The organism is Nocardia sp. CA-129566, from assembly GCF_050956075.1.
Classification (GTDB): Bacteria; Actinomycetota; Actinomycetes; order Mycobacteriales; family Mycobacteriaceae; genus Nocardia.
The window spans coordinates 7,026,710-7,039,981 of the sequence record NZ_CP192085.1 but is presented as its reverse complement, the minus strand read 5'-3'; the positions used below and the strand labels follow the sequence as shown (position 1 = coordinate 7,039,981).

General features: G+C 64.5%; 12 protein-coding genes. 7 read left to right on the top strand and 5 right to left on the bottom strand.

Going from position 1 to position 13,272, the window contains the following annotated elements; translation table 11 throughout:
* Positions 1 to 18: 18 nt before the first annotated feature.
* The gene (locus ACQP0C_RS31050; protein ID WP_433725685.1) at positions 19 to 3,084 is read right to left on the bottom strand and encodes a hypothetical protein; all 3,066 of its coding nucleotides are present in this window, start codon (positions 3,082 to 3,084) and stop codon (positions 19 to 21) included.
* Positions 3,085 to 3,223: 139 nt separating this feature from the next.
* On the opposite strand from ACQP0C_RS31050, the gene ACQP0C_RS31045 reads away from it, so the two are divergent.
* Together ACQP0C_RS31045 and ACQP0C_RS31040 are read left to right on the top strand one after the other, a co-directional pair.
* Positions 3,224 to 3,454, top strand: a complete 231-nt coding sequence (locus ACQP0C_RS31045; protein WP_433725683.1) for a hypothetical protein — start codon at positions 3,224 to 3,226, stop codon at positions 3,452 to 3,454.
* A gap of 824 nt (positions 3,455 to 4,278) precedes the next feature.
* Positions 4,279 to 4,875: a tyrosine-type recombinase/integrase gene (locus tag ACQP0C_RS31040; protein ID WP_433725682.1), complete on the top strand. Its 597-nt coding sequence runs from the start codon at positions 4,279 to 4,281 to the stop codon at positions 4,873 to 4,875.
* A gap of 37 nt (positions 4,876 to 4,912) precedes the next feature.
* Here ACQP0C_RS31040 and ACQP0C_RS31035 read toward each other — a convergent pair whose 3' ends face one another.
* A complete protein-coding gene (locus tag ACQP0C_RS31035; protein ID WP_433725680.1) occupies positions 4,913 to 5,461 on the bottom strand; it encodes a hypothetical protein in 549 nt (182 codons plus the stop codon).
* Between the two features lie 519 nt (positions 5,462 to 5,980).
* Here ACQP0C_RS31035 and ACQP0C_RS31030 point away from each other — a divergent pair.
* Entirely contained in the window at positions 5,981 to 6,310 is a 330-nt protein-coding gene (locus tag ACQP0C_RS31030) for a hypothetical protein (protein WP_433725678.1), read from the top strand.
* A gap of 505 nt (positions 6,311 to 6,815) precedes the next feature.
* Complete coding sequence (locus ACQP0C_RS31025) at positions 6,816 to 7,601, top strand: hypothetical protein (protein ID WP_433725676.1); 786 nt, start codon at positions 6,816 to 6,818, stop codon at positions 7,599 to 7,601.
* Between the two features lie 213 nt (positions 7,602 to 7,814).
* Here ACQP0C_RS31025 and ACQP0C_RS31020 read toward each other — a convergent pair whose 3' ends face one another.
* The 3 genes from ACQP0C_RS31020 to ACQP0C_RS31010 are packed head-to-tail and all read right to left on the bottom strand — an operon-like array spanning position 7,815 to position 11,052.
* On the bottom strand, positions 7,815 to 9,053 hold the full coding sequence (locus ACQP0C_RS31020) for an MFS transporter (RefSeq protein WP_433725674.1): 1,239 nt from the start codon (positions 9,051 to 9,053) through the stop codon (positions 7,815 to 7,817).
* Entirely contained in the window at positions 9,046 to 10,836 is a 1,791-nt protein-coding gene (locus tag ACQP0C_RS31015) for an HEXXH motif domain-containing protein (RefSeq protein ID WP_433725672.1), read from the bottom strand. Before ACQP0C_RS31015 ends, ACQP0C_RS31020 begins: the two co-directional genes overlap by 8 nt.
* A gap of 15 nt (positions 10,837 to 10,851) precedes the next feature.
* The gene (locus ACQP0C_RS31010) at positions 10,852 to 11,052 is read right to left on the bottom strand and encodes a hypothetical protein (RefSeq protein ID WP_433725670.1); all 201 of its coding nucleotides are present in this window, start codon (positions 11,050 to 11,052) and stop codon (positions 10,852 to 10,854) included.
* Between the two features lie 177 nt (positions 11,053 to 11,229).
* Here ACQP0C_RS31010 and ACQP0C_RS31005 point away from each other — a divergent pair, with 177 nt between their 5' ends.
* The 3 genes from ACQP0C_RS31005 (at position 11,230) to ACQP0C_RS30995 (ending at position 13,269) form a co-directional block, all read left to right on the top strand.
* Positions 11,230 to 11,643, top strand: a complete 414-nt coding sequence (locus ACQP0C_RS31005; RefSeq protein ID WP_433725668.1) for a hypothetical protein — start codon at positions 11,230 to 11,232, stop codon at positions 11,641 to 11,643.
* A gap of 164 nt (positions 11,644 to 11,807) precedes the next feature.
* Complete coding sequence (locus tag ACQP0C_RS31000; protein WP_433725666.1) at positions 11,808 to 11,963, top strand: hypothetical protein; 156 nt, start codon at positions 11,808 to 11,810, stop codon at positions 11,961 to 11,963.
* A gap of 67 nt (positions 11,964 to 12,030) precedes the next feature.
* Positions 12,031 to 13,269 carry an FxsB family cyclophane-forming radical SAM/SPASM peptide maturase gene (locus tag ACQP0C_RS30995; protein ID WP_433725664.1) on the top strand — a complete coding sequence of 413 codons (1,239 nt, stop codon included), beginning with the start codon at positions 12,031 to 12,033 and terminating at the stop codon, positions 13,267 to 13,269.
* Positions 13,270 to 13,272: the final 3 nt, after the last annotated feature.

Below are 13,272 nucleotides of genomic sequence, written 5' to 3'. Positions count from 1 at the left end.
CGGATTCGGCGGCATGTCTCAGTAGGGAGAAATAGGCCTTGACCAGGTGATACGAGTTCGGTTGGTCGAGGTCAGCGAAATTTGAATATGGGTCAGGTCGTCCCATGTCCATGTTGCCGCTTCGGCGCCATCAGGCTCTCGTCCGAACCAGAACTTGCCCGGATCGTCCCCACGCATTCTCAGGAATTGCTGGAACATGCCAGCAGCGGGCAATCGGGCTGCGAGGGTTTCGAGTTGGTCGGTCAGTCCTGTGTCGCGCAACGTGTCCAGTAGCCGGGCCACGTCGCCGGCGTTGTCGAGCGGTATGTCGGTGGCGGTTCGGGTGGCGAGGGTTTCGAGTTGTTTGGTCAGTCCCATGTCCCGCAACGTGTCCAGCAGTTCGGCCACGCTGCCCGCGTTGTCGAAGAGTGCATCGGTGGCGGTTCGGGTGGCGAGGGTTTCGAACTGTCTGGTCAGTTCCGTGTCGCGCAACGTCTCCAGTAGCCGGGCCACGTCGCGGGCGTTGTCGAGGGGTGTATCGGTGGCGGTTCGGGTGGCGAGGGTTTCGAGTTGTTCGGTCAGTCCCGCATCCCGCAACACGTGCAGCAGCACGGCCACGCCGAACATGCTGTCGACGGGTGCGTTGGTGGCGGTTCGGGTCGCGAGGGTTTCGAGTTGTTCGGTCAGTCCCGTGTGCCGCAACGCGCGCAGTAGCTGGGCTACGCCTGACGGGTTGTCGAGGGGTGCGTTGGTGGCAGGTGATCGGGCTGCGAGGGTTTCGAGTTGTTCGGTCAGTCCCGTGTACCACAACGCGTCCAGCAGTTCGGCCACGCCGCCCGCGTAGTCGAGGGGTACTTTGGTGGCGGCTCGGGTCGCGAGGATTTCGAGTTGTCTGGTCAACCCTGTATCCCGCAACGCGCCCACCAGCGCGGCTACGCCGCCCGGGACGTCGACGGGTGCGTCGGTGATGGTTCGGGTCGCGAGGATTTCGAGTTGTCTGGTCAACCCTGTATCCCGCAACGCGTCCACCAGCGCGGCTACGCCGCCCGGGACATCGACGGGTGCGTCGATGGCGGTTCGGGTCGCGAGGGTTTCGAGTTGTTCGGTCAATCCCGCATCCCGCAACGCGTCCACCAGCACGGCGCCGTCGCCCGGGTCGTCGATGGGTGCGTCGGTGGCGGTTCGGGTGGCGAGGGTTTCGAGTTGTTCGGTCAGTCCCATGTCCCACAACGTGTCCAGCAGTTCGACCACGCCTAACGGGTCGTTGAGGGGGGTGTCGTTGCCGGTTCGGGTCGCGAGGGTTTCGAGTTGTTCGGTCAGTCCCATGTCCCGCAACACGTTCAGTAGCCGGGCCACGCCGCCCGCGTAGTCGAGGAGTGCATCGTTGGCGGTTCGGGTCGCGAGGGTTTCGAGTTGTTCGGTCAGTCCCGTGCCCCGCAACGTGTCCAGTAGCTGGGCCGCGCCGCCCGGGTCGTCGAGGGGGGTGCTGGTGGCGGTTCGGGTCGCGAGGGTTTCGAGTTGTTCGGTCAGTCCCATGTCCCGCAACGCTTCCACCAGCCCGGCCACGCCAGTGGGGTTGTCGAGGTGTGCGTGTGTGGCTGCCCAGGTCGCTGGTCGCTCGTCGCGAGCCTGCATGTACCTGAATGCGCGGATCAGTTGTGTGGCGGCGTCGATGTCACCGTGCTGGGTGGCGTTCTTCCACAACTGGGTGGCATCACGGTACAGGCCCCGGACCCACGCGGTGTTACCGAGGGCAGTCAGATCGCCGGGGTGGGCGTGGGTGGCGGCGGCCTCCCAGAACGGGATCGGAGGAATCTTCTCGGCGCGGGCGATGCGGCCGTGTTGTTCGAGGTAGTCGGCGAGCTGATAGAGCGGGCCGCTGCTGGCGGCGTCGTAGCCGGGCGTGCCGGTGCGGGAGGAGACGGGGCGGGGACGTATCCGGGTCAGCGGCCCGCGGGCTCCGCGGCATGGTTGGCTGGTTTCGGCGAGGGCTCTCTCGAACCAGTCCTCACCGAGTGCGTCCCAGTCGTCGCCGGCCATGTACGCGTGAGCGGCGGTCTCGAGGAGCGCGTGGGGCAGGGCGTTACGGTGGCCCATGCGGCGGGCGTCGATGGCGACCTCCACGATCGCCCTCGCCGCCGCCGATAACGAGAACCGGTAGCGTGCCACCAATTCCGGGCCACCGGCCAGATACTGGGTGACCCGCCCATCGCTGGAGCGCTCGAGCGCCATCGCCCACCGCGGATCACTCCCGGCGGCGGCACCCGCAGCGTCCAGATCAGCGCCGGTGAAGCAGTCCGCAACCTCGATCGCACGCTCTTGCAGGAGGGCTCGTGCCTGCGATCCTTGCACGCGGCACAGAGTGTCGTGGTGGAGCGGCCACAGGGTGCCTACGATCAGCACCGGTGCCCGATCACGGTCGGTGAGCAGATCACGCAACGCGGTCGCGGCCTGCTCGTCACCACCGCTGCCGTGGCCAAGGTATTCCTGGGTTTCGTTGAGCCACACCACTGTTCGTGGCCCCACCCGTCCCAACTCTGTTGCCAGCGCGTCACGACGTGTCGGGCTGGAGGGGTGCCACAACCGCCAACCACCCGCGGTGCGCAGCGGTGCCAGCGCCTCCCACAGCGCGCGGGTCTTGCCCGCCGAGGACCCCGCCACCAGGACCGCCATCGCACTCACACCGCTTCTCGCGTGCTCCACGACCTTCGCTAGCTTCCGGTCGTGAGCCCGGGGCACGTACGGCGGCAGGGGCGGCAGAACAGTCTTCGTGTCGAGGGTGATCGGGCGGTGCACCTCCAGCACGAACGGATCATCGATCTGCTCCAACGGCCAGCCGAGACCATGGGCGTTGTCGGATTTCGCGCGGGTGTGGGCGTGGCGCCACGGTTCCAGCGCGCTGGCGTGAATGCCGTAGGTGAGCAGGACCGCGCGCAGGGTCTTCCACTGTGGGAAGGATTTGCCGGCGGCCATGTCGTGGATCGTGGCCTGCCCCACCCCCGAAGCGGCAGCGAGATCTAGGTAGCTGCGTCCGTCGGCCTCGTACAGCGCGTGCAGGGCCGACGTCAGAGCGGCCCGGGTGCTGATACCCACTGGATCGACCATCGTCCCCTCGTGTCACTCCTGGCTGGCGGTGTTCGGTTCGTTCGGGCGACGGACCTGAATCCGCTCATCTTGCAGGTGATCCCGGTGGTTTGCCAACACCGGATGCACCGATCGGCCCCGCCCACCGATCGTTGCTGCCATGACCACCGACATCCTCACCGCCATCGGCGCACTCGTGGTGATCCTGCAAGCCGCCACCAGGATTCCTCGCGCACTGACCGAACTACTGCGCGACCTCGCGTCCGTCGTCGCCGCGGTCCGCGACCTGCACACCACCCTCACCACCCACCAACGCTACCCCTCGTCTCGCAACCGAACAGCACGCACCTCAGCCCGAATTCGGTCACGCACCAGCAAGAAACGAACCTGATCCGCTACAGCGGTGTAGTCGCGAGTACCGGAGTCGCCTATCGCCGCGTGATTCGGACATCCGAAATCGGCGGGGGAGCACCATCCACCCCAGATAGTCGTCCGCATTCGGTCCGCAGTTGACCCAACCTCAGCCAACCGGCCAACGCTCTATACCGCTATTTTCCCAGGTCGACTCACAGTGCCAATGTCAGCCAACAGTGACGGCGCGCTTGGTGTTGTGGTGGTACCTGGTTGCGCGGCGATGATACTCGCTATAGCTGCCAGCGCGATGAGCACGGCGACCAGCCCCCCGAGGATTCATCTCATGCGGCCGATTGTGTCACCAATCCGGGTCCACCACGCTGGGAATTACGTTGCGGCCCAGGCGGTATCCGGCTCGCCTATACGGAAGGCGCTGCGAGGGGCCGCTATCGGGGCTTGGGATTGATTGGATAGCACTTTGATTGCTCGTCTGCGCAGAGCTAGACCGAGGGCGGCGGCGGATTGAGGCTGCGAGCGGGCGGTCGCTCCACAGTTATCGCTCAGGTGGTCACCATTTACTCTCTATTTTAATCCGAATACGACCGAAATCGATCGAATGTCAACGCATTCCAGGTTCTCGCCCCCTTGGAATATTCGTGCAGCTAAACCGGTAGAATCGAACGTAGCCGAATTCGGTCGAATCAGATTGTGAGCCGTAGACTGCGAATCCATTGGTCGCGGGTTCGAGCCCCGCCCGCCCCACAAACCCCCTCTGACCAGGGGTTTTTTGTTTTTCATGAGAGGTTTCGATCTAGAACAGCGCTCGTCCACGAATAGATTATTGCGGCAGCATAGGACGGCATGGGGACCGTTTCGCTGGACGACATCCGCGAGTTGCGCGACGACTTCGCGACCGAGCTTCGGCGGAAGAACCGCGCCGAAAAGACGATCGACGTCTATGTGGTCCACATCGGCTACTTCGCCGATTACCTGACCTCCGAAACTCTGCCGACGAATGCACCCGAGATCACCCGTGACCACATCGGCGGGTACATCGAGACGCTGCTGTCAAGGACGAACCGCCGCACCGGTGAGCCGTTGTCCCCGCAGTACGCGCGCAGCCAGTATCGGAGCCTGCAGCAGTTCTTCAAATACCTTGCGGCCGAGGAGATCATCGATTCCAATCCGTTCGACAAGTTGAGTCTGCCGGACGCTCCGGACAAGCTCGTGCCGGCACCGAGTCTCGAATCCCTGCGCGCCCTGCTCGACCAGTGCGCCGGAACCGACTTCGATTCGCGGCGGGACAACGCGATCATCCGTCTGTTCGCGGACACCGGGTGTCGCTGCGGTGAAGTCGCCAACCTCGGTCTAGACGATCTCGACTTCGTGGAAGACAGCGCGCTGGTCGTTGGCAAGGGGGGCCGACCACGATCGTCGCCGTTCGGCGACAGCCGTTGAGCGGGGATCGGGTGATCGACGAGTGCGTGGCGACCGGCTAAGTGCCTTGAACAGCGCGTTCAGCAGCGTTCATGATCGCGGTGATCTTCTGCGGGATCGAGTCATCGAGCTCAACCAGCTTCGCGTGGCAGGCGGCTAGCACCGCGATTGCGCCGTCCCGGTCGCTTCGCAGGTCTCTGATCCCGTCGCAAACTGTGTCGTCGAGCCGTTGAAGCGACCGAGAGATGGGACGCAGTTCGTCGTAGACCGTTGCGTTGAGGCCGGCGACGATGGCCATCGCTGCCATCATCCGGGGATTGATCTCTGCGGTGACGTCGTGGTAGCGCTTGGTCCTGGCATCATCAACGACCGTGGGATCGTTCTTCGCGAAAAAGCAGACGTCTTCGATCGCGCCGAAGAACGCGTAGAACTCCACGAAGACTGCGGCGGCTTCCTTGCGGAGTGCGGCGATGTAGGTTGTGCGCCGGTTCTCCTCCTGCCGCGCGGCCTCATTGCGGACCGCAACAAGATTCGTGATGACCGATCCAGCTATCGCCGAGATTGCGCCAATAGCCGCTCCGAGTAGGGCAATGGTGGCCTGGTCCACTCGTGGATTCTACGTAAGCGGATTCGTCTCCTGGGCTGCTTCACCTCACCGTGTGTCGCAACTGTTTCCGGTGGCCAGACCGGGACTCGAACCCGTTGATCAAGAGTCAGCTGGCAGTAGCCGAGTTTCGTGGGGGACAGCGCGCCCGCGGTCGGCACCGGCGCGATGGAGGAGAACATCGAATTGCTCGCGCTCACAGTCTGAATCGCGGATCGTATCGGTCGGGTCTGGGATCATCGGGGTATGACGGCGGGGATCGGCGTGGGAGTTTGTGGTCGGCAGTCGTTCGCGAATTCTGGTGGCGTGTCGCTACCTGTCCGACGGTCGAGATGTTCGTGAATAACGACAGCGAAAGTGATAGACGCCTGGCCGAGCGTCTGTCGCCTTCGCAGACATCCGGTACGCCGAGTGTCGATACCGAATGCGCGACGTCCGGGTGTGGGGTGAGGTTCGACTGTGACATGATCCGAGGCATGACCGTACGTCGAAAGGCCGATGCCGCGTAGGCGTCCCGGCGCGATGCGCGCCGAATCCGGGTACATCGAGTGGGGCGTCCGATGGCCGTTTGTGCCCATTCCGGGCATGTCCGAGCGGGCGTTGTCAGATATCCGCTTCGCCGAAATACGCGGGAAACCTTGGTTGTGGGAGGGGATCACTGTTGCCGCGTTGCGGCAGTATCGGAAACTCCTGCGACGACCGGGCCGGATTCCGTTCCCCGACAGGACTTTCTGCCTGTGCCCAATCTGCACGATCGACGGTGCGCGCAGCGCAAGACAGGTGCTCGACGAAGTGCTGTCGCAGTTGCCGCCGCGCGCGGACCGAGTTGAGGCGGCAAGTAGCCGCTGTTGAGCGACGGTATCTGTACAGCATCGCCGATCACGACGATCACTCAGGCGGCACCACCGCAATCCATTCGGACCGTCAGGTTCGCTGACCGCCGTCGTAACTCCTGAACAACCGCTGCCCGGATTGGTGGACAGAGCCACCACCGCGGCCGCACCGGACCGATTCAACTCAGGCATGTAGCAGGCGGGCGACCGAGGCCACCGATTCGTCGGGCGGGCGAGTATCGCTCGGGGCTTGGCGGATCTGCTCGGCCGGCGGGCGGCCGGCCCAGGCGTTGCCCGCGGGCGCGTGCGGCGGCCAGGCCCTCGTTGGTGCCGTCGACGATGAGCCCGCCGGGCGAGGGCGCGACCAGGGCCTCGGCCCGCGCGGGGCCTGGTGTCGATAAAACGGTTTTCGACACCTGGGGCAACCACCCGTCGGTGGCCGACGGCACAATCGAGGAAAGCCGAAGGGGCGACCTCCGCCGTGTGAGTACATCGACACGGCGCCCGCGGATACCATGCGCGACGTGAGCACTCCCGAAAGACCGTCATCGGAGCACGTCAGCAGGTCCGCTGCGACCCACGCATACTGGACCGACGCTGCTATCGACCAGATGAGCGATCGTGAATGGATCGAAAAATATCCCGGAGTGGGTATTGACGCTCATCTTGGCTCCATGCCTGAACTTGAACGAGTAACTGACCTGCAATGGGGCATACGGCGATTGATTCTGGCGTGTGTCGGGTTTGCCGCAGCCGACGATCGAGAGATCGGATTTGTGACGACGCAAAGCCTCGAGTCCGGAGGGCGGACCGGCTTACGGGTTGTTACAGCAGAAACGATGGCGCGTCGGTCGTTGCGGATCTCCAGCAGTATTTCCGTAAATCCGTGGGTGGAGGTCATCTCACTAGCGGCTGCGGGCGGAACTGGTGCGCTCGCAGCCGCCGTTGCGCGAGGCTTCCGAATTATTCCCGCTATGATCGACCTGGGCTGCCGCATCTCGAACCTGGACCTCGAGCGCCGGGTTCAACGCGAGGAATTTCGGCGGCAGCATGATGAGCAACAAATACTGCGTGCGGAGTTGCGAAATCGTCGCGCTGAACTTGACGATGAGTTTCTCGAGATGCTCTTACACAACAACTTGCCCGCAGCGAGAAGGCTGATAGAGGCATTACTGGAAATCAGCCCCGATGCGGCTGGCGTCGCCACCTTTCCGCTGACTCCGGACGATATCGCGAGAATGCAGCGCCACGCGCTCCGAGCTACTGAGCATTCCGGAGAAATCGAAGGCGACCGCTTCGGGCATGCCTGAGACTTGTCTCCTGTCCTACGCCAACGGTTCCTCGGTCGCGTCCCCGGAACACGACTGCTTGATCGAGGTCCGACACGTCGATGACGATGTGGCACAGTCGACTTCGATGGCTCACGGCCCGAAGCGTAACGGGGCGAAGCTCGGTATCAAGCCGGTAGGAGAGCCGACCGGCGAGCGGCACTGCTGCGCCGCTGGGACGAGCGGGCTCTCGTCTCAGGAATCGGGTGATGTCAGCGCAAGCGGTAGATCGCGAGAGCGGGTGGTGCGAGTACTTGCGTATGCGGCGAGTGTGAACATGGCCGTGAGTGCTGACCATCGCGTGGCGACGGCGCCCACTGTCGACAACAGATAGCCCGCCCCGAGCGCGCCGAGCGCGACCGCGCCATTGCAGAACAGTGCCATCGTCGCGACCGCGCGACCGAGCGTCTGTTCGGGGATCACATCGAGCCGGGTTATCGTCAACGCGACGTTGCTGACGACCCCCACGCCGCCGATGCCACACCAACATGCGGCCAGCACAAAGGGATTGGCGCTGAACGCCATGGGAACGAGCAGCGCCGTCCATGCCCACAGCGCGCCCCGATAGACATTGCGGGGGGCGAAGCGAGCGGTGAGCCGTGATGCCGCGGTGGCGCCGAGTACTCCGCCGACGCCCGCGGCGCCGAGCACCACGCCGACGGTCCATGCGGGACCGTCGCCGTTCTTCAGTTCCACCAGTATCAGTAGCAAGACGAGCTGAATGACGATATTCGACAGTCCGATCATTGCCGTCGACGTCCGCAGGAAAGGTTCGGTCCATACGATACGGAAGCCGTCGGTGATGGTGCACCGGACCGAATGACGCTCGGACTCGGCGGCTTTCGGCGGTGCTGGCGAGTCCGGACGGATCAGCAACAGTGCGACGAGGCAGTAAAGATACGACACGGCGTCGGCGATGAACGGCAGCCAGCGGGCCACGCCGTAGACCGCCGCACCTGCTGCTCGTCCGACCAGGATGGCGATCGGTTGTTCGGCCTCGAGGAACGAGAACGCGGCGGGTCGCTGTGCGTGCGGCACCACGTCGCGGATCGCGCCCAGCTCACTGAGGCCGACGAAGACGTAGACACTGCCCTCGATGAACGCTGTGACACCGACTATCAGCGCGAGGCTCGGGAGCTGGGCAGCGACCGCTCCGGCAGCCAGGCAGGCCGCGATCAACCCGGTGATCTGGCATATCACCAGGGTCCGGATCCGGTTGGAATAGTCCGCGACGATGCCGGCCGCGATCTGGAAGATCAGACTCGACAGGCTCAACGCGAAACCGACCCATCCCGCCGCGGCGGGCGAGCCGGTCACCGCGAGAACCAGCATCGGGTAGGCGATTCGGACGCCGTGGAATCCCACCAGCGATGTCGCGTTTCCGGACCACAGCAGCAGGAAGTTGCGGTTGGTGTGGATTCCCGATCTACCCATGAGTGCGCGGATACCTCGACAACCACCGCACCAGATCGACGATCTCGACACCTTCGGCATCCGCCAGCAGTACCTGGCACAGGTGGGCGGCGACCTCGGCCCTGTCATCGAGAACGCTGAAGTCATCGTCCGGGTGCAGCTTCGGCAACGCCAGCGCCAAGCCCGCCCACAACTGTGGCCGCAGCGGGTCGACGTGCAGCTCCTCGGTGTACAGCGCGACCGCCGCAGCCAGGTCACCCGCCAGATAGGCCCGGTCGCCGCGCGGTTGCTCGGGGATCGACAGAGCTTCGGCCGCAGCGTCGTCCAGCAGCTTCAGTTGCGCTGGAAGGTGCAGGCGGCGATGGTCGTTCGGCACGGCCCGCTGATCCACCTGATCCGCGGGCGGCAGGCCGTCGGGCCGTGGCGCCTGCGCGATCCAGCACGCGGACAGCTCGGCGATGCCGCCGATGTCCGGTGTCAGGTTCCGCACCTGCCAGAACGTTCGATGCGCTATCGCCACCTCGGACGCGGCGACGCCGACCGCCGTGGGCACGTCCTCCTCGCCCCAGGGGCGCATTTCAGCACTGAGCGCGTTCAGGAAATGCGAACCCGCCTCGGTGAGCAGGCTCGAGGTCGATGCCTGCGCCACGGCACCTGCCACCTGCAGACGCCACAATTCGAAATCGACGTTCGCCTGCATCGACCGGTGGCAGTCGGCGTGACGATGTATTCGCCAGAAGTCGGTGACTCCGAAGAACGCGTAGATCCCGTGCAGCAGGCCCATGATCGGACGCGGGTCGTCGCGCCACGGCGCGTAGAACCGGCACACCGGATCGGGATCGAACAGCACGATCTGATCGGTCAGCAGCGTGAACTTCGTGTGCTGGACCTCATGGATCAGCGTGAGCGCCAGCTGGCATGGGTCCGCGGGGGCCGTGGTGTAGACGCAGCCGACTCCGTTGAATGCGGTGTGGCTCGTGCTCGCCGCGAGCGGTTGTGTGCTCAGCGGCGCCAAAGATTGCAAGCAACTGCGCATCGGCACGAGGTACCGGTCGAAGTCGCGGCGCAGTAGTTCCCAGGCCGCCGCGAAATCCTGCTGCCACGTGCTGGTTTGGGCGGTCGTGAGCCGGGGTGGCTGCTGACCGTCCAGCAAGTGTCGGAACGGGTCCAGGTCGTCCAGGAACACCTCCCGTTCCGCATCCGCCCCCCGCAATCGCCGCAGTGGCAGCCAGGCGGGATCGGACTCGTCATCCCGGGACGGGACGAGAACTGTGCTGGCGCCCCGGGTGAAGCGCAGTGCGCCGTCGCGTGTCCAGTGCAGTTCGCAGTGCCCGTTGTCCCCGGCAGGGCCGAGCTCGGCCCTGCCGATCCCGGGCAACATCACCACGCCGTTGCGCACTATGACGTTGATGGAACCTTCGGGTAGACAGGCGATGGCGCCTGCCGCGGCGAGCCAGCCCAGGTAGCCACAGTCGGCCCACAGTGGGGTCGGCGCGTCTTCGGGCTCGGCATCAAGGCGCTGCAGGACATGGGCGAGCCACGGGCCGACGTGCGGGTACGACAATAACGTCACGACCTCGGCCGGATGGGATCGTTGCAGTTCGGCCAGCGTCTGGTAGGCAAGGGAAAGTCCTGCGGCGTCGGCGATTTCGGGGCGCGACGTGGTTTCGGCGATGAGTGTGCGCAGCAGGATCAGCCGCATCAGTAGCGCGCCTTCGGTCAGCGTCGCGATGGCCGCCTCGGTTCCGTGGCCGGAACTCAAACTGGCCGTGACATCGTCGATCCCGGTGGCTGTCGTTGGCATGTGGGTGTCCCGTCGCTAGGTGTTGATGGCAGCGTCGATGTCTGCACGGACACGAGATTCGATGTGGTAGATCAACTTCTTCAGGTCGGCGCAATACACCGAGGGGTTGCGGAATCGGTCACACTCGCGATACCGATGCGCGTACTCCCATTCACGGATAGTGAAGTTGCCGATCGTGCAGTTGAATAGTCGACCGACAATTCCGGCTACAGCCATGGGAGATTACCTTCGCCGGACGACATGACGTCGACCCTGCTCGCTGAAGCCTATTGCAAGACAACGGGATTCCTGGCAGTCGCAACTCCCATGGTTGGGAATCGGGAGTTCTCGAGAGAGCATCAGCGAACGCGGGCACGGCAGCGGATGCCCTGATCCACGGGAGGGGATCTGGCTGTGGCAATAGAAATTCCGAGCGAAGTTGCGTTCTTCCTCAATATTTGTGGCGCGCTTGCCGACCGGTTCGGCGACCGCGTCGGTCCGGTCGCCGTGGGATCGGGAACTTTGTCCGACGGCACCGGCGGGCGGCCGAGGGGTGTCGGCTTCGTTGCGGCGCTGGCGGATTGGTTGCACGAGATGATCGAGGGCGCACCCGCGGACTTGGGCGGCACAGAGCTGGCGGCTGCTCATTGCCCTGCACACCGTGCCGCTGCGCTGACATGCGGCAGGCGCTACCGGCCGATTGGCGGATTGTCTGGCGGTATGCGACTTTCTGTCGAACTGGGCGGGTTCACCCTTGCAAGCCGAAATCCTTTGAAGCAAAGCAGGTTTAGTGCGAGATGCCCTTCCCAGCAGCGGGAACAGGCGTGAGCGATCGCACGTTTCGTGCGATTACGATCCCTCTCGGGACGACAACCGGTCACCCATTGGTAGATATCCCGTTTCACTTGTCGGCATTGTCGAGCCGATCAATTCTTGCAACGCCTGGCAATTTGCCGCGCCGGTACGGGAATACAGAAAAGGAGGTCCCATAAATGGGAAAACTCGATGAACTCGCCGCACTCGACCCGGAAGAGCTGGCCACCCGCTGCACTCCGGCCATGCGAGCCGCCCTCGAGCGCTACGCCAAGGGTTCGCGGGACAGGGCCCCTGGCGGGTTCAAGTCGTTCATCAACAACCCCACCAAGTGATCACGCGGCCACGGGCGACTCGGTAGCAGCGCGCCCGTGGCTGTTCCCGCAGCTCGAGGGAGCGAATATGGAGTCCGGCCCGGTGCCGTTGGGCGTTCCCGTGGTGCAAACGTCTTGGCCCGCACATGGATTGGATGTCGACGGGCTGCGCCGCAGTGGCTGGGAGCCGCTGCCGTTCACGGAATTCGTTGTCAAGATCCACAGCCGTTGCAACCTGGCCTGCGACTACTGCTACGTCTACGAGATGGCCGATCAGAGCTGGCGCGATCAGCCGAAGACCATGAGCCGCAGGGGTTTCGACGAGGCCGTTCGGATGATCGCCGATCATGCTCGCCGCTTCCAGCTGCCCGCGGTGGATCTTGTGTTCCATGGCGGTGAACCGCTGCTGGTCGGACATCGCGATCTCGAATACTTCGCCCGGTCGGCGCGCGAATCGCTGGAGCCGATCACCGAGGTGCGGCTGGGCGTGCAGACCAATGGCATGCTGCTCGACCTGGAGTTCTTGCGCATCTGCGCGCGTTGGAATGTTCGCGTCGGAGTCAGCCTCGACGGCGACGAGAGCGGTAACGACAGGCATCGCCGGGATCGGCGGGGCGCCGGGAGCTACACGCGCGTCGCGGCCGGGATCACGCAACTGACGGCGGACGAGAACCGGCACCTGTTCGCCGGCCTGCTCTGCACCATCGATGTGGCCAATGACCCGGTGCGGACCTACGAAGCGCTGCTGGCCTTTCGACCCCCGGCGGTCGATTTTCTGCTTCCGCACGGCAATTGGATGACGCCACCACCGGCGTCGACCGCCGACCACACCGCGACCCCCTACGCCGACTGGCTCATCCCGGTGTTCGATCGCTGGTTCCGGGCGCCGGAGTTGGAGACCCGGGTCAGGATCTTCGATGACATCATCGACCTGCTGCTGGGCGGCTCCGTGGCATCGGAATTACTCGGGCTGGCCCCCATTCAGCTGGCCGTGATCGAAACCGACGGCACTGTGGAGCAGGTCGACGAGTTGAAGTCGGCCTTCGCGGGGGCCACCAAGTTGCGCACCGCGAACGTGGGCAATCCACTCGACCTCGCACTGCTGGAACCCGCGATCGTCGCTCGTCAGATCGGCGCGGACGCCCTGAGTGAAACCTGCCGGGCATGCTCTGTCCACAGCGTCTGCGGCGGCGGACATTACGTGCACCGGTATCGCGCCGACAACGGCTTCCGCAATCCCTCCGTGTATTGCGCCGACCTGACGAAGCTGATCCACCACATCGGAGCACGGGTCCGCGCCGACCTCGCCACCGCCGCCGATCACTGACGA